The 16,352-nt window shown below is 67.9% G+C and carries 15 protein-coding genes; 5 read left to right on the forward strand and 10 right to left on the reverse strand.

All coding sequences use genetic code 11. The features are described from left to right. Positions 1–117 precede the first annotated feature (117 nt). From creB to J5837_RS11325, 4 genes are all read left to right on the forward strand, one after another. Entirely contained in the window at positions 118–795 is a 678-nt protein-coding gene (gene creB / locus J5837_RS11310; protein ID WP_210536840.1) for a two-component system response regulator CreB, read from the forward strand. A gap of 5 nt (positions 796–800) precedes the next feature. After that, positions 801–2,240: a two-component system sensor histidine kinase CreC gene (gene creC, locus J5837_RS11315; RefSeq protein WP_210536841.1), complete on the forward strand. Its 1,440-nt coding sequence runs from the start codon at positions 801–803 to the stop codon at positions 2,238–2,240. Positions 2,241–2,360: 120 nt separating this feature from the next. Beyond that, positions 2,361–3,716, forward strand: a complete 1,356-nt coding sequence (gene creD / locus J5837_RS11320; RefSeq protein ID WP_210536842.1) for a cell envelope integrity protein CreD — start codon at positions 2,361–2,363, stop codon at positions 3,714–3,716. A gap of 10 nt (positions 3,717–3,726) precedes the next feature. Further along, positions 3,727–4,113 (forward strand): hypothetical protein, encoded by a 387-nt coding sequence (locus J5837_RS11325; RefSeq protein WP_210536843.1) that lies wholly within the window; start codon positions 3,727–3,729, stop codon positions 4,111–4,113. 64 nt (positions 4,114–4,177) lie between these two features. On the opposite strand, the gene J5837_RS11330 is transcribed toward J5837_RS11325, so the two are convergent. Both J5837_RS11330 and J5837_RS11335 read right to left on the reverse strand, forming a co-directional pair. Further along, complete coding sequence (locus tag J5837_RS11330; RefSeq protein WP_210537022.1) at positions 4,178–4,702, reverse strand: phosphatase PAP2 family protein; 525 nt, start codon at positions 4,700–4,702, stop codon at positions 4,178–4,180. Between the two features lie 4 nt (positions 4,703–4,706). Beyond that, positions 4,707–5,852: a glycosyltransferase family 4 protein gene (locus J5837_RS11335; RefSeq protein WP_210536844.1), complete on the reverse strand. Its 1,146-nt coding sequence runs from the start codon at positions 5,850–5,852 to the stop codon at positions 4,707–4,709. A 130-nt stretch (positions 5,853–5,982) separates the two neighbouring features. On the opposite strand from J5837_RS11335, the gene J5837_RS11340 reads away from it, so the two are divergent. Continuing rightward, a complete protein-coding gene (locus J5837_RS11340; RefSeq protein WP_210536845.1) occupies positions 5,983–7,284 on the forward strand; it encodes a M20/M25/M40 family metallo-hydrolase in 1,302 nt (433 codons plus the stop codon). Positions 7,285–7,419: 135 nt separating this feature from the next. On the opposite strand, the gene J5837_RS11345 is transcribed toward J5837_RS11340, so the two are convergent. From J5837_RS11345 to phoB, 8 genes are all read right to left on the reverse strand, one after another. Further along, positions 7,420–8,028 (reverse strand): DNA-3-methyladenine glycosylase I, encoded by a 609-nt coding sequence (locus tag J5837_RS11345; protein ID WP_210536846.1) that lies wholly within the window; start codon positions 8,026–8,028, stop codon positions 7,420–7,422. Further along, a complete protein-coding gene (locus J5837_RS11350; protein ID WP_244755867.1) occupies positions 8,021–8,470 on the reverse strand; it encodes a pyrimidine dimer DNA glycosylase/endonuclease V in 450 nt (149 codons plus the stop codon). Before J5837_RS11350 ends, J5837_RS11345 begins: the two co-directional genes overlap by 8 nt. Positions 8,471–8,480: 10 nt before the next feature. Next, positions 8,481–9,455: an aldo/keto reductase gene (locus J5837_RS11355; protein ID WP_210536847.1), complete on the reverse strand. Its 975-nt coding sequence runs from the start codon at positions 9,453–9,455 to the stop codon at positions 8,481–8,483. Positions 9,456–9,476: 21 nt separating this feature from the next. Continuing rightward, positions 9,477–10,142 carry a glutathione S-transferase family protein gene (locus J5837_RS11360; protein WP_210536848.1) on the reverse strand — a complete coding sequence of 222 codons (666 nt, stop codon included), beginning with the start codon at positions 10,140–10,142 and terminating at the stop codon, positions 9,477–9,479. Between the two features lie 25 nt (positions 10,143–10,167). Then, positions 10,168–11,691: an exopolyphosphatase gene (gene ppx, locus J5837_RS11365; RefSeq protein ID WP_210536849.1), complete on the reverse strand. Its 1,524-nt coding sequence runs from the start codon at positions 11,689–11,691 to the stop codon at positions 10,168–10,170. A gap of 196 nt (positions 11,692–11,887) precedes the next feature. Further along, complete coding sequence (gene ppk1, locus J5837_RS11370) at positions 11,888–13,984, reverse strand: polyphosphate kinase 1 (RefSeq protein ID WP_210536850.1); 2,097 nt, start codon at positions 13,982–13,984, stop codon at positions 11,888–11,890. A gap of 232 nt (positions 13,985–14,216) precedes the next feature. After that, on the reverse strand, positions 14,217–15,584 hold the full coding sequence (gene phoR / locus J5837_RS11375) for a phosphate regulon sensor histidine kinase PhoR (RefSeq protein WP_210536851.1): 1,368 nt from the start codon (positions 15,582–15,584) through the stop codon (positions 14,217–14,219). A gap of 71 nt (positions 15,585–15,655) precedes the next feature. Continuing rightward, the gene (gene phoB / locus J5837_RS11380) at positions 15,656–16,345 is read right to left on the reverse strand and encodes a phosphate regulon transcriptional regulator PhoB (RefSeq protein ID WP_210536852.1); all 690 of its coding nucleotides are present in this window, start codon (positions 16,343–16,345) and stop codon (positions 15,656–15,658) included. Positions 16,346–16,352: the final 7 nt, after the last annotated feature.

The following is a 16,352-nucleotide window of genomic DNA, read 5'->3' on the forward strand; positions in this document are numbered from 1 at the left end:
GGGCCGTGGCAGGTGCATCATCCGACGCCCGCTGCGGGGTCGCTCGGGCCATGTGGGCGACTTGAGCACGCCCTTGCAGCATAGCGGGCCGGGCCGGCGTCCGACTATGCTTGCGCCATGCCGACGATCCTGGTTGCCGAAGACGAGCCGGCCATTGCCGACGCGGTGCTGTACGCACTGCGCAGCGAAGGCCTGGAGGCGCAGCACTGCCTGCTGGGGCGGGAAGTGGCGCCGCGGGTGCGCGCGGGCGGGGTGGACGTGGTCGTGCTCGACGTGGGCCTGCCCGACGTCAGCGGCTTCGACGTCTGTCGCGAGTTGCGCGGCTTCAGCGAGGTGCCGGTGATCTTCCTGACCGCGCGCAACGACGAAGTCGACCGTGTGCTGGGCCTGGAATTGGGCGCCGACGACTACGTGGCCAAGCCGTTCTCGCCGCGCGAGCTGGTCGCCCGGGTGCGCGCGCGCCTGCGCCGGCGCGCGCCGGCCGAAACGTCCGCGGGCTGGACCGCACACGGCGAGTTTGCCGTCGACCGAGAGGGGCATCGCGTCCGCTTTCGCGAACGCATGCTCGACCTGACCCGTTACGAATACGCGTTGCTGGCCGCGCTGCTGCAGCGCCCCGGGGCCATCCTCAGCCGCGCCCAGTTGATGGATCGCGGCTGGGACAGCGATGCGGACAGCGCCGACCGCACCGTCGATACCCATGTGAAGACCCTGCGCGCCAAGCTGCGCGCGGCCGGCGCCGACCCCGACCCGATCCGCACCCATCGCGGCATCGGCTATTCGCTGGACATCTGAGCCCCGTGCGCCTGGGATTGCGCCTGCTGCTCGGTTTCTTCCTGATCGTCGGGCTGGCCGCGTTCTTCGTGATGCGGGTGTTCGTCAATGAAGTGAAGCCGGGCGTGCGCCAGGCGATGGAATCGACCCTGGTCGATACCGCCAACGTGCTGGCGACGATGGCGGCTGATGACCTGAAGCAGGGACGCATCGCCGACGGGGATTTCGCGCGCAACATCGCCGAAGCCAGACAGCGCAAGCTGGGTGCGCATGTCTGGCAGTTCACCAAGCAGCGCATCGACTATCGCATTACCGTCACCGATGCGCGCGGCATCGTCGTCTATGATTCCGGCGGTCGTGACCTGGGTCGCGACAATTCGCGCTGGAACGACGTCTACCTGACCCTGCGCGGCGAATACGGCGCGCGTTCCACGCCCGAGGTGCCCGGCGACGACAGCCGCACGGTGATGTACGTGGCCGCGCCGATCTATGATCCGGACGTGGAAGGCAAGCGTCTGATCGGCGTGCTGACCGTGGCCCAGCCCAACCACGCCTTCGAACCCTTTATTGCCGCCAGCCAGCACAACATCATGCTGCGTGGCGCATGGCTGATCGGATTGTCCGCATTGATCGGCCTGGCGGTGACGGTATGGCTGATGCGTCGGATCAACCGCCTCACGCGGTATGCGCGCGCGGTCAGCGCGGGCCAGCCCGCGCCGCCGCCGCCGCAGGGCAAGGACCAGCTGGGCGTGCTCGGCGCGGCGCTGGAAACGATGCGGACCCAGCTGGAAGGCAAGGCCTACGTCGAGCACTACGTGCAGTCGCTGACCCACGAGATGAAAAGCCCGCTGGCGGCGATCCGCGGCGCGGCCGAGCTGCTGCAGGAGCCGATGCCGGACGCCGAACGCGCGCGTTTCGTCCGCAACATCCAGGCCCAGGAACAGCGCCTGACCGAAACCATCGACAAGCTGCTGGCGCTGGCCGAAGTGGAACGCCATGGCTGGCTGCAGAACCGCGAGCAGGTCGAACTGGCGCCTTTGCTCGCGAAGGTGGTCGAGGACGGATCGGCGCCATCCTCGGCGCGCGGCTTGCGGATCCATGCGCATGCGGACGGGAACCCGGCAGTGCAGGGCGATGCCTTCCTGCTGCGCCAGGCACTTTCCAACCTGCTGGACAATGCCATCGCGTTCTCGCCGCAGGGCGGGGAAATCGACCTGTCGGCGCAGGTCGAAGCCAACAGGGTCCGTATCGTCGTCGCCGACCGCGGCCCGGGCGTTCCCGACTACGCGCAGGAGCGCATCTTCGAGCGTTTCTACTCGTTGGCCCGTCCGGATACCGGCCTGCGCAGTTCCGGCCTGGGCCTGCCGTTCGTACGCGAGGTCGCGCGCCTGCATGGCGGGACGGTGGCATTGCGCAACCGCGAAGGCGGCGGCGCCGAGGCGGTGCTGGAGCTACCGGCGGCCTGATGCTTGCCTTTCTCCCGGAGGGAGAACGAAAAAGGACTTCATCACCACTTCACATTCGCCGCAAACGTTCGCCACGTGCCGGACCCACGCTGGTCGCGCCTCCTCAACGGAACGAGACGAATGAAATCCCTGAAGCTGCTGTTGCGGTTCATGGTCGTCGGCGGTTTGATCCTTCTGCTGCTGGTGCCGCTGCTGATGATCCGCGGCACTGTGCAGGACCGGCAGCGCTATCGCGACGAAGCGGTGCAGCGCGTTTCGCAAAGCATGGCGGGGCCGCAACAACTGGCCGGTCCGCTGCGCGTGGTGCCGTGGAAGGAGACCCGCGAAGTCGCCGTGGAAGGCGATGCGGGCAAGTTCCGCACCGAGACGGTCGAGGGCTACGACCTGCAGACGCCGGCGACGCTGCGCGTGGACGGCGGGATGCGCCCGGACACGCGGCGCATCGGCCTGTACGACGTGCGCGTATTCGAATGGAAGGCGAAACTGAAGGCCGCCTTCGAGCCGATGGATCTCGACGCGACGGCGAAGCGCACTTACGGCACGCCGTACCTGGTCATCGGCCTGGCCGACGTGCGCGGGCTGGTCGGCACGCCGCGGTTGCGGGTCGACGGCAAGCCGCTGGCGCTCGAATCGGGCACCGGCGCGCTGGGCGCGCGCATGACCGGCGTGCATGCCGCGTTGCCCGCTGGCGGCATGCAATTGCCGGCCAGCCAACTGGAACTGGACCTGAGCCTGGCCGGCACCCAGTCGCTGGGCATCGCGCCGGTCGCGGACAGCAACCACATCGCCGTGGATTCGGCGTGGCCGCACCCGCTGTTCGGCGGACGTTTCCTGCCCAACCAGCGCAGGATTGGCGCGGGCGGCTTCGATGCGAGCTGGGAGATCTCCTCGCTGGCCAGTGCCGCGCAGGCGCAATTGGCCGATGGCGAACGCAAGCTGATCGTGCCGGTCGAACCCGACGCCGGCGCAATGTCCGGGCCTGCCGCGAACGGCATCGACAGCGCGCAGATCAGCCTGGTCGATCCGATCGACGTCTATACCCAGGCCGACCGCGCCAGCAAGTACGGGATCCTGTTCGTGGTGCTGACCTTCGTTGGTTTCGGTCTGTTCGAGCTGATCAAGCGCCTGCCGATCCATCCGCTGCAATACCTGCTGGTCGGCCTGGCGCTGGCGATCTTCTTCCTGCTGCTGCTCAGCCTGTCCGAGCACATCGCATTCTGGAAGGCTTACATGCTGTCGGCGGCGGCGTGCATCGGTCTGCAGTTCTTCTACCTGTCTGGCGTGCTGAAGAGCTGGTGGCGCGCTGCGGGATTCGCGGCGATGCTGACTGCGCTGTACGGCGTGCTGTACAGCCTGCTGGTGCTGGAAGACAGCGCGCTGCTGATGGGCTCGCTGCTGCTGTTCGGCATCCTCGCCGCGATCATGTGGATCACCCGCAAGGTCGACTGGTACGACGTGGTCGCCTCGCTGCGCTGAGGTGGCGGAGATGCTCGACATCGAAACCGTGCACCGGCGCGCCAGCCGCGTCCTGCCGGAGGTCGTGAAGACCTCCGGGGTGCGGATTGCGGACCCCAGCGAACGCGGGCTGGCGGCCTTGCTGTTGCCCTTGCGGCGCAAACCGTCCGGCGTGGTCGCCTTCAACTTGTCGGAGGCGACGATGCGCGATCTGCGTGAGGACGCGTTGGGTTTCCTGCACTCGGCGACACGTGCACGCGCAGGCTTGGGCCGCTTCGCCGAGCCATTCGACTATCGGCCATGGCGCGCGCTGGAGCTGGATTGCGGCGTGGCGTACTTTACCTCGCGACGCGATGAGCGGGCGTGGATCGTGCTGCTGCCAGCGGAGCGTCTGGCGGTCTACGGCTGGCGCGACTGAGCGCAGAACCGGCCTTGTAGAGCCGAGCAAGCTCGGCTCTACAAATCAGGGAGCGAGGCGTTTCTCACCCGAACAGCGTCACGCCCGGCACCAGCCACAACGACAACGACGCGAGGCCGGTGCCGATACCCAGCGCGGCCAGCACGTCGCTGGGATAGTGCAGGCCCAGCACTACGCGCGATACGGCGACGCTGGCGGCGAACGGGATCAGCAGGCCGGCGAGCATCGGGTAATGCGCCAGGGCGACGATGGTGAAGGCCACCGCGTGCAGCGTGTGCCCCGACGGGAAGCTGAACTCGTCCAGCGGCGCAACCCAGGCCTGGATGCGCGCATCCGACGCGAACGGACGCGGCCGCCTGGTCCAGCGCTTCAGCAATTTGTACAGGGTCAGCGCGATCACGCCGGTCGCGGCCAAGTGCGCCGATGCGGCTAGGCCGCGCCAGCCGTCGAACGCGATCAGCGCGCCCATCAGCACGTACCAGAACACGCCGTCGCCCAGGCGGCTGACGATGGCGAAGTAGCGGCGCAGGCCGCGCCATTGGCCCCAGCGGTTGGCGCGCAGGCACCAGCCGGTGTCGCGGGCGATCATGGGATTACGCGGGTGCGGCAGACGCATGTTGCCTCCTCGTTCGCGCAAGATGGGCGAGCAGGGCGTCGAAGTCCGACGCGACCTGTTCTGGGTGCAGCAGTTGCATCGCTTCGCGGCCTGCGGCGGACATCGCACGGCGCAGCGCGTCGTCGCCGGCGATACGCACGGCGGCGGCAATGAAGCCCTCGTCGTCCGCGACCGCGGCGCCGTGCACGCCGTCGCGCAGGTGTTCGCGCGCGGCGCCGTAGTCGAAGGCCACGGCCGGCACGCCGCTGGCCATGGCTTCCAGGGTCACGTTGCCGAAGGTCTCGCTGTGGCTGGGGAACAGGAACAGATCGCCGCTGGCGAAATGCCGGGCCAGTTCCTCGCCGCGCTGCACGCCGCAGAACACGAAGTCCGGATTTTCTTCGGCCAGCTTCGCCCGGGCCGGGCCGTCGCCGACCCAGACGAAGCGCGCGTCGGCACGGTTCTTCTGGATTTCCCGGAACGCGCGAACCGCCAGCTCCAGGTTTTTCTCCGGCGCGATGCGGCCCACGTAGATCGCGACCAGCGTGTCTTCTCCCGCCCCCCATGCCGCGCGCAGCGCGGCGTCGCGCTTGCGGGCGTCGAAACGGCTCGGGTCCACCGCGCGCGCCAGGCGCACCACGTTGTCGAAGCGATGGCTGCGCAGGAACTCGGCCAGTTCCTGCGTCGGCACCAGCGTCGCCTGCGCGCTGTTGTGGAAACGGCGCATCCAGCGCAGTGCGGTACCCTGCAGGAAGGGGAAACCGTAGTTGCGCATGTATTCGTCGAAGCGGGTGTGGAAACCGGTCGCTGCCGGCACGCCCAGGCGCCGCGCCGCGCGCAGCGCCGACCAGCCCAGCGGGCCTTCGGTCGCCACGTAGATCGCGTCCGGCGGGTTGTCGCTCCAACGGCTTCGCAATGCGCTGGTGGCAGGCAGGCCGAACTTCAGGCCGGGATAGCGCGGCAGTCCCAGTCCGCGCACGCGCAGTTCGCGATCGTCATTGGCCGCTTCCTCGCCGTCCTGGCGCGGGCGCACCAGCGAAACTTCATGTCCGCGCGCGCGCAGGCCGCGTTCCAGGCCCTGCACGGTCAACGCCACGCCGTTCACTTCCGGCGGGTAGGTCTCGGTGACGATGGCATAGCGCATGCGCGGCTCCGCGTTTGCGCCATGCTGCGGGCCGCGCGTGTCGCGGATATTGCGGCGGTGCTACCGGAATATGACGACGCGGCCTCCGCTGGCGTTACCATGCATCCGTTCATCAATGCCGGAGGTTCGCATGCGTCGTTGGCTGCCCGCGCTGGTCCTGCCCTTGTTGTTCGCCACGGCTTCGGCCGATGCCGCGCTCTCGCCACAGGAAAAATCCATGGCAGCGACCGTCGACGCCGAATACGAGCGCACCGTGTCGCTGCTGCAGAAGCTGGTCGACCAGAACAGCGGCACGATGAACCTGGCGGGCGTGCGCAAGGTGGCCGACATGGTGCGGCCGGAATTCGAACAGCTCGGGTTCCGCGTGGAATGGAAGCCGATGGATCGGGCCCAGCGTGCCGGCCACCTGATCGCGACGCATGCCGGGAAACGCGGCGGCAAGCGCCTGTTGCTGATCGGCCACCTCGACACGGTGTTCGAAGCGGATTCGCCGTTCCAGAAGTTCGAGCGTAACGGCAACCGTGGCCACGGCCCCGGCGCGGGCGACGACAAGGGCGGCGTCGTGGTGATGTTGGCGGCGCTGCGCGCGATGCACGCGGCCGGCACCTTGAAGGACGCCAACATCGAAGTGGTGCTGACCGGCGACGAGGAAGACGCCGGCAGTCCGCACGCGGTTTCCCGCGCCGACCTGATCGCGGCGGGCAAGCGCGCCGACGTGGCGCTGGATTTCGAAGGACTGTCGGTCGAAGGCGGCCAGGACATGGGCTCCATCGCGCGGCGTTCGGTCGGCGACTGGACGCTGACCACGCGCGGCAAGAGCGGGCACAGTTCGCGGATATTCTCCGAATCGTTCGGCGATGGCGCGGTGTTCGAAATGGCCCGGATCATCGCGGCATTCCGCAAGGAATTGCCGGAGCCGAACCTCACCTTCAACGTCGGCCTGATCGGCGGGGGGCAGGCCGCGGACCTGGCCGCGGACGGTTCGCACATCGCGGCCGCCGGCAAGAGCAACATCGTGCCGGCCGTTGCCGTGGCCAAGGGCGATTTCCGCACGTTGAGCCCCGAACAGTCGGAGCGCGTGGTGGGGAAGATGAAGCAGATCGTGGCCGCGCACCTGCCGGGCACCGAAGCCGAACTGGTGTTCGAGGAGGGCTATCCGCCGATGGCGCCGACCGCGGGCAACCGCGCGCTGCTCGCGCGGTTGAACGAAATCAACGCCGACCTGGGCCTGGCGAAAATGCCGGAACTCGATCCGCTGCTGCGCGGCGCCGGCGACATTTCCTTCGTCGCCGCCGACGTGGACGGACTGGTCGGGTTGGGCCCGTCCAGCAGCGGCGACCACACGCCGAACGAAACCGTCGACCTCGACAGCCTGCGCAGGCAGGCCAAGCGGGCGGCGATCTTGATGAGCCGGTTGAGTGTGGCGAAGTAACGCTGTACGAACAGGTCGTCATTCCGGCGAAAGCCGGAATCCATTTTGAATTTTGCCTGGGAGGGTCAACGGCAAAATGGATCCCGGCTTTCACCGGGATGACGGCCCGAAATTTTCCGCAGCGTTGCCCGGTGTCTATACGGCAGGCAGCTTGAAGCGCTTGCGTGCCTGATCGGCCTTGGTGCGGAACGTACAACCATCCGCGTGGTCGTTGACCAGACCCATCGCCTGCATGAAGGCGTAGACCGTGGTTGGGCCGACGAACCGCCAGCCGAGTTTCTTCATCGTCTTCGACATCGCCACCGATTCGGGCGAGGTCGAAACGACCTGCGGCTTCGCCAGCGGTTTCACCGGCTGGAAGCGCCAGACGAACGCGGCCAGCGAGCCTTCGCGTTCGACCAGCTCAAGTGCGCGTTGGGCGTTGTTGATGGTCGCCTCGATCTTGCCGCGATGGCGGACGATGCCGGCGTCCTGCAGCAGGCGTTGCACGTCGCGCTCGCCGAAGCGGGCGATGCGCGTGTAGTCGAAGCCATGGAACGCCGCGCGGAAGTTCTCCCGCTTGGCGAGGATGGTGCGCCAGCTCAGCCCGGACTGGAAACCCTCCAGGCACAGCTTTTCGAACAGGCGGCGGTCGTCGTCGACCGGGAAACCCCATTCGTTGTCGTGGTAATGCACGTATTCCGGCGTGGCCGCGCACCAGCCGCAGCGCGGCTTGCCGTCGGGTCCGGTGTAGAGGTTACTCATGCGTGGCTTCCATGTTTGCGCGTTCCCATGATGCCACCGGCCCGCGCCGGCGGCGGAACAGCGGGTGCTGGTCCGGTGCGGCAAGTCCTTGCCAGCGCGCGAACAACTCGGGGCTGCGGGTGGCGAGCTTGCGCAGCAGGTGCTGCCATTCGCAATCGAGCTGGCCGTCGGTTACCGGGATCTGAGCCACTGCACGGACCGGACCGATCTTGCCGCGGTCGAAGCGATAGCCGCGGGAAGTCGCCTCGTCGTGGATGGCGGCGAGGTAGGCGTTGATCGCGAGCCGCGGGCTGTCGTGTTCGAGGAAGCGTTCGAGTTGCGGATGGTGGCGGTAACCGCGGGTCTCGCCGCGCAAGACCGCGCGGGCGAGCAGCGTTTCCCGCCACAGGGCGACCAGGCCCTGCGGATCGAGGTATTTCGGGTGGATCGACCAGAGGCGCATGCGGGATCGTCTACGGAACGCGGTGGCCGCGCGCGGCGGTGAACAGCACGTACCACTCTTCGCGGCCGAGCTCGATGCCGTCCGCCGCGCAACTCGCGACCAGCCGCTGCGGGTTGGTCGTGCCGACGATCGGCTGGATCCCGGCGGGATGGCGCAGCAGCCAGGCGACCAGGATGGCTTCGGCGCTGCAGCCATGCCGCTTGGCCAGCTCTCCGACGGCTTCCGCAACCGGACGCAACACCGGCTCGATGTTGCTTGCGTCGCCCCCCAGTCGCCCCGTTGCCAATGGCGACCATGCTTGCAGCAGGATGTCGTGCTCGCGGCAGTAGTCGAGGGTGCCGGCGCTGGCGGTATAGCTCGTGCCGTGCTGGTTGAACACGATGCCTTCGTCGATCAGGGCGTGGTGCAGCAGGCTCAGTTCGACCTGGTTGACCACCAGCGGCTGCCGCACGGAATTGCGCAACAGCGAAATCTGCGCCGCGGTGTGGTTGCTGACGCCGAAGTGGCGCACCTTGCCCGCTCTTTGCAGGTCATCGAACGCCGCCGCGACCTCGGCCGGCTCCATCAATGGATCGGGGCGATGCAACAACAGCAGGTCGAGGCGGTCGGTGTGCAGGCGGCGCAGGCTGCCTTCGACCGATTCGACGATGTGCCGCCGGGAGAAGTCGTAGCGCCCGGGGCTGTCCGGATCCGGGCTGCCGGCGAAGCGGATGCCGCATTTGGATTGCAGCACGATGCCGTCGCGCAGACCAGGCGTGCGACGCAGCAGGTCGCCGAACAGCGCTTCCGACTTGCCGCGGGCGTAGATGTCGGCATGGTCGAACAGGTTGATGCCCTGCGCCAGGGCAGTTTCGACCAGCGCCTGGGTATTGCGCTGCTCTTCGGCGGTGGTCGGCGCGTCGTCCCAGATCCGGCTCAGGTGCATGCAGCCCAGGGCGATGCGCGAAACTTCGAGGTCGGTGCCGGCGATGCGATAAGTCTTCATCGCCGGATTCTAGCGCCCGGCTCAGGCCATGTAATCGTCGAGGCGGACGGGAGGAAGCGTATTCGCTTCCGACAGCCATTCGCGAACGGATTCGCGTGCCATCAGCCGCCGGTTCCATTCGGCGACGCGCGGCCATTGCGCCAGTCTTTCGGCGGGGGTGTGCGAGACGAGGCGCAGCAAGGTCGGAACCATCGCGAGGTCCGCCAGGCTCAGTTCGCCAGCAAGGCAGGGGCCGCCGCTGAAGGCGAGTTGCTGTTCGAAGGCGTCGTAGGCTCGCGCCGATTGCGCCTGTTCGTCGACGCTCATCGCGCGCTTGTCCGGGTAGAACGCGCTTTCGAACGACAGGCGCGGGCACAGCCCCGACAGGCCGGCGTGTTGCCAGGCCAGGAACGAACGCGCGCGTGCCCGCGACAGCGGTTCGAGCGGAAGCAATCGGCCGCCGGCGAGGTCGTTGGCGTATTCCATGATCGCCAACGAATCGAACACGACCGTGTCGCCGTCGACGAGCGCGGGGACCGCAGCGGGCGGGGAAAACTCGCCGATCCGTTTCAGGTTGTCGAAACGTTGCGGCTTGCGGATGTCGACGACGCGTTCTTCGAATTCGATGCCGCCCTCGCGCAGCGCCAGCCAGGCGCGGAAGGCCCAACTCGACGCATTGCGGGTGCCCGAATAGAGGATGCGCGCCATTGCGCTCGAAACCCTGTTCGCGGCTTCAGTCCACGAACGGGCGGAACGCGACGCCCAGCCCGGCCATGTCCTCGGGTTCACCGATCAGGTCGGCCTTCAGCAGCGGTCGCGACTCGATCCATTTCTTCGACAGGATCAGGCGCAGCGATTCGCCGCTGGCTTCGAGTTCCAGCTTCGGGATCGGCTCGGGGTCGTGCGCGCGGTGCAGCAGCACGGCCAGGCGCAGCAACGCCGCCTTGCGCTTGGCCGCGAGCAGGAGGCGGTCCGGGAGGGCGTCGAACGCGGTCTTCGGCACACCGCGGCGGTGGGTGCGGACCAGGGCGGCCAGCACCTGCTGTTCCTGCCGCGAGAAGCCGGCGATGTCCGAGTTCTCCACCAGATAGGCGCCGTGCACGTGGTACTGGCTGTGGGCGATGGCCAGGCCGATTTCGTGCAGGCGCGCGGCCCAGCCGAGCTGGCGCGCGTCGTCGTCGTTGAGCGACCACGCTTCCGCCACCTGGTCGAACAGGCGCATCGCCGTGGCTTCCACGCGCGCGGCCTGCGCTTCGTCGATGCCGTAGCGCTGCATCAGCGACGCCGCCGACAGGTCGCGCGGATCGTTGTCGCTGCCGCGGCCGAGCATGTCGTAGAGGATGCCTTCGCGCATGGCCGCCTTGCTCACCATCAGCCGCTGCAGGCCCAGCGCGTTGAACGCGGCCTCCAGCACCAGTACGCCACCGGCGATGATCGGCCGGCGGTCCTTTTCCAGCCCGGGCAGGTCGATGTCCTGGATGTTGTCGGCCATCAGCAGGCGGTCGCGCACCTGCGGCAGCGCCTCGGCGGTGATCGCGCCCTTGGTCAGCTTCATCGCCGCGCAGATTTCGCCGATGGCCTTGTGCGTGCCCGACGAACCCAGCGCTTCCTGCCAGCCCAGTGCGCGGTATTGCACGGCGAACTGCTGGAACTCGGCGCCGATCTCGGTCAGCGCGTCCTTCCAGCGCTTCTTCGACAGCTTGCCGCCGGGGAAGAAGCGCCGCGTGCTGGCGATGCAGCCAGCCTGCAGGCTTTCGCGCTCGATCGGCTCCATGCCGCGGCCGATGATGAATTCGGTGGAACCGCCGCCGATGTCGATGACCAGGCGCAACTGTCCCGGCTTCGGCGGTTGCGCATGGGCGACGCCGAGGTAGATCAGGCGCGCTTCTTCGCGGCCGGACACCACTTCGATCGGTTTGCCCAGCGCGGCTTCGGCAGGAACGATGAACGTCTGCGGCGAGGACAGTTGGCGCACGGTGTTGGTCGCCAGCGCGCGCACGCGGCCGCCGGGAATGTCGCGGATGCGCTGGCCGAAGCGGGCTAGGCATTCCAGCGCGCGTTCGCGCGCCTGCTTCGACAGGCCGCCCTTGCCGTCGAGGCCGTCGGCCATGCGCACGGTCTCGCGCAGGCGATCGACCACGCGCAGCTGCCCGAGCGTGTAGCGGGCGACGATCATGTGGAAGCTGTTGGAACCGAGGTCGATGGCGGCGAGGTGGTCGCCATCCTTCAGCGCGGGGGCGGTGGGGTGCGTCGGCATCAGCGAATCTTAGCGCATGGTGCGGTCATGGCCTTTCCCTTGGTCATGGTCTCTCCCTGGAAGAAGCGGTGCTTCGCCTCCCCTTCGCAGAAGGGGGATCGAGGGGATTTGCTTTTCGCCCTCTTTGCAAAGGGGGCGAAGCAAAGGCGGTCCATGGGCACATTCGGGATGGCGCTGGAGGCCATGCGGCTTCCGGTCACACCCCGGCCAGCAGCGTCGCCTGCGCGGAGTGCGGCTGTTCGCCTTCCGCCGGGACGCGCTTGCGGTATTCGCCGTCGGCGTCGAGTTCCCACGCGTTGAGGTTGTCGTCCAGGTAGTTCTGCAGCGCTTCGCGGTACACGCGTTCGGCCAGCTTGGGATCGAGGATCGGGAACGCGGCTTCCACACGGTGCAGCAGGTTGCGTTCCAGCCAGTCGGCGCTGGCACAGTAGATCTCGGGTTCGTCGTCGTTGGCGAACCAGTACACGCGGCTGTGCTCGAGGAAGCGGCCGACGATGGAGCGCACGCGGATGTTGTCCGAAACGCCGGGCACGCCGGGGCGCAGCGTGCAGGCGCCGCGCACGATCAGGTCGATCTGCACGCCGGCCTGCGATGCCGCGTACAGCGCGCGGATCACCTTGGGTTCGTTCAGCGCGTTGACCTTGGCGACGATGCGCGCGGGCTTGCCGGCGCGTGCGTGTTTCGCTTCGCGCTCGATCCGTTTCAGGATGCCCGCGTGCAGGGTGAACGGCGATTGCAGCAGGCGCTTGAGCTTGGTGCCCGCGGCGAGGCCCGACAGCTGCTGGAACAGCAGGTGCACGTCGTTGCCGATGTCCGGGTCGGCGGTGATCAGGCCCAGGTCGGTGTAGGCGCGCGCGGTGCCGGTGTGATAGTTGCCGGTGCCCAGGTGCACGTAGCGGCGCAGCTTGCGGCCTTCGCGGCGCACGATCAGCAGCATCTTGCCGTGGGTCTTGTAGCCGACCACGCCGTACACGACCTGCACGCCGGCGTCCTGCAGGCGGTCGGCGAAGGCGAGGTTGGCTTCCTCGTCGAAGCGCGCGCGCAGTTCGACCACAGCGGTCACGTCCTTGCCGTTGCGCGCGGCCTGGACCAGCGAATCGACGATCACCGAATCCTTGGCGGTGCGGTACAGGGTCTGCTTGATCGCCAGCACGTCGGGGTCGCTGGCCGCCTGGCGGACCAGGTCGGTGACCGCGGTGAAGGCGTCGAACGGATGGTGCAGCAGCACGTCGCCTTCGCCCACGGTTTCGAACATCTCGTCGGCGTTGCGCAGCGTGCGCGGGGTGAACGCCGGGTACTTCAGTTCCGGGCGCTGGACCAGGTCGTAGACCTGGGTCACGCGGTTGAGGTTGACCGGCCCGTCGATGTAGTACACCGCGTTCTCGGACAGCTCGAAGTTCTGCAGCAGGGTGCGGATGATCGGCTTCGGGCAATCCTGGGCGATCTCCAGGCGCACCGCGGGGCGGTAGCCGCGCCCGGCCAGTTCGTCGCGCAGGGCCAGGGCGAGGTTCTCGACTTCCTCCTCGTCCACCACCAGTTCGGAGTCGCGGGTCACGCGGAACTGGTAGGCGCCTTTCACTTCCATGCCGGGGAAGAGCTCGTCGACGAAGGCCGACAGCACCGACGACAGCAGCACGAAGTCGTGTTCGCCGCCGGACACGTTCTGCGGCAGGTGGATGATCCGCGACAGCGAGCGCGGTGCGCGCACGATGGCCATGTGCCCGGCGCGGCCGAACGCGTCCTTGCCCTTCAGCACGACGACGATGTTCAGCGACTTGTTGAGGATCTTCGGGAACGGGTGCGACGGATCCAGGCCCAGCGGCGACAGCACCGGCATGATTTCCTTGCGGAAATAGGCGCGCAGCCAGCGCGCCTGGCGCGCGTTCCAGGTGCGCTGGCCCAGCACCCGCACGCCCGCTTCGGTCAATGCCGGGCGCAACACCTGGTTCCAGCAGCGGTACTGTTGTTCGACCAGTTGCGCGGCGCGGTCGTGGATGCGGTTGAGGATCGCGGCCGGGGACAGGCCGTCCGGGCCCGGCGGCAAACCGAAGTCCTGCGCATGGCGTACGGTGGCGGCGCGGATCTCGAAGAATTCGTCGAGGTTGGTACAGCTGATGCACAGGAAGCGCAACCGTTCCAGCAGCGGTACCTGTGGGTCCTGCGCCTGCGCCAGGACGCGGAAGTTGAAGTCGAGCTGCGACAGTTCGCGGTTCAGGTACAGCGCCGGATCGCGCAGCGGATCGCCTTCGTTGGGCGGCGCGATGTCGGGCAGGGCAGGGTGGGCGATGTTCATGCGGAAAGGCTCTGCGTCGTCGTCGCGGCGGGTTGGGCTATGCGAACGCCAGCGGGATGGGTCACGTTACCGTGCCCAGCCGTCAGGTGGTCGTGCGTGGCGCAGTGGCAGGCTGGTGGCCTGTTCAAGCCGCGCGCGGCCGCATGGCGGCTGGGCACGGCAACCCGGAGGGCCGAGCTTGAGTGCGTACGGGACTGCGTCATTATTCGGTCAAGCATCGACATGCATTCCCTCATTTTTCCTTGTCCCGTACGCACTCAAGCTCGGCGTGACCCATCCCGCTGGCGTTCGCATAGCCCATGGCGCGCGGATGCACGCGTTCGGCGGTGAAGTGGATCGAGAAGGTGCTGCCCAGGCCGACCTGGCTTTCGATCTCCAGTCGCGCCTGGTGCAGGTTCAGCACGTGCTTGACGATCGACAGGCCCAGGCCGGTGCCGCCGCTTTCGCGCGAACGGCTGGTGGATACGCGGTAGAAGCGTTCGGTGATGCGCGGCAGGTGGCTTTCCGGGATGCCGTAGCCGGTGTCGCGCACGCTGAGCACGGCGCCGGCGCCTTCCGGCGCGAAGCGGATGGTGATGCTGCCGCCGGCCGGGGTGTAGCGCACCGCGTTGCTGACCAGGTTGGAGAACGCGCTGTGCAGTTCCTTGTTGGAACCGTGCAGGTCCAACCCGCCTTCGTCCTGCACGACGATGGCGTGGCGGCCCTGGCTCAGCGCCTCGGCTTCGCGCCGCAGCGTGGCCAGCATCGGCGCCATCGCCACGTCGTCGTCGGCCAGCTTGTCCTGCACTTCCAGCCGCGACAGCGTGAGCAGGTCTTCGACCAGTTGGGTCATGCGTTGCGACTGCTTCTGCATTTCGGCCAGCATCGGCGTCCATTCGGGGAAATCGGCCGGGTCGAGCATGTCCAGGTAGCCGTGGACCACGGTCAGCGGCGTGCGCAGTTCGTGCGAGACGTTGGCGACGAAGTCGCGGCGCACCTGTTCCAGGTGCAGCAGCTTGCTGACGTCGCGCGCCACCAGCAGCCAGTATTCGTCCGAATACGGGATCAGGCGCAGGTTCAGGCGCAGGTTCGGGTCGACCGGCGACGCGGCGTCGAGCATCGGCTCGGCATTGCGTCCGGCCGCGAACCAGTGCGACAGCGACAGCGGTTGCAGGCGTTCGCCCAGCGGCGACTGCAGGTCGTCCGGATAGCGCAGGCCGAGCAGTTGGGTCGCGGCCTTGTTGAACCACAGCGCGCGCTGGCTGTTGCGTTCGACCACGACCACCGCGTCCGGCAGCGCGGCGGCGGCGGCACGATAGGCGCGCAGGATGCCGAGCAGGCGCCGCTTGCGCGCGCGCATCTCGTCCTGGCCGCGGTACATCAGCCGGTCGAGCTCGTTCCACACGCCGTCGCCCTTGCCCGGGCGCAGGCGCTCGCGCGCGGTCAGGCGCAACAGCACCTTGCGCAGGCGCCAGTAGTGCCATGCGACCACGCCCAGCGCGGCGACGGTCAGCACCGGCCACGGCTGGCCGATGGCCAGGCCGAGCAATGCCGCCAGCACCAGCACCGCGGCCAGTTGGCCGAGGGTTCTGAACCAGGCGGATCGGATGTGGCTGGGCATGGAGCGATTGTCGCAGGGGTTTGTTGCAGCGGGTGGCGTGCGCGGATCCGCTCAGGCCACTTGCCGTTCGATCACATCGACGCCGAGAAGCGGTAACCCGAGCCGCGCACGGTCTGCACCATGTTCTCCACGCCATGCGGTTCGAGGGTCTTGCGCAGGCGGCGGATGTGCACGTCCACCGTGCGTTCCTCCACGTACACGCTGCCGCCCCAGACGTGGTCGAGCAGCTGGGTGCGCGAATACACGCGCTCGGGATGGGTCATGAAGAAGTGCAGCAGGCGGTATTCGGTGGGGCCGATCGGCACCGGGGTGTCCTTGGCGAACACGCGGTGCGCAGCGCCGTCGATGCGCAGGTCGCCGACCGCGATGCTGCCATCCTCGTCGTCCTCGCGGGCGCGGCGCATCACCGCGCGGATGCGCGCCAGCAGCTCGCGCGCCGAGAACGGCTTGACCACGTAGTCGTCGACGCCCGCCTCGAGGCCGCCGACGCGATCGTTCTCCTCGCCGCGTGCAGTCAGCATGATGATCGGCACGTCGCGGGTCAGGGCGTCCTTGCGCCAGCGCCGGGCCAGTTCCAGGCCGCTGGTGCCGGGCAGCATCCAGTCGAGCAGGATCAGGTCAGGCACGCGGTCGGCGATGGCGGTTTGCGCTTCGCGGGCGTCGCCGGCGTGGATCGGCTCGAATTCGCCCTTGCGCAGGGCGAAGGCGACCATGTCGCGGATCGCGGGTTCGTCGTCGACTATCAGGATGTGCTTCTGCACGGGAAAA

Origin of the sequence: Pseudoxanthomonas helianthi (genome assembly GCF_017939625.1) — a bacterium.
Taxonomy (GTDB): Bacteria; Pseudomonadota; Gammaproteobacteria; order Xanthomonadales; family Xanthomonadaceae; genus Pseudoxanthomonas_A; species Pseudoxanthomonas_A helianthi.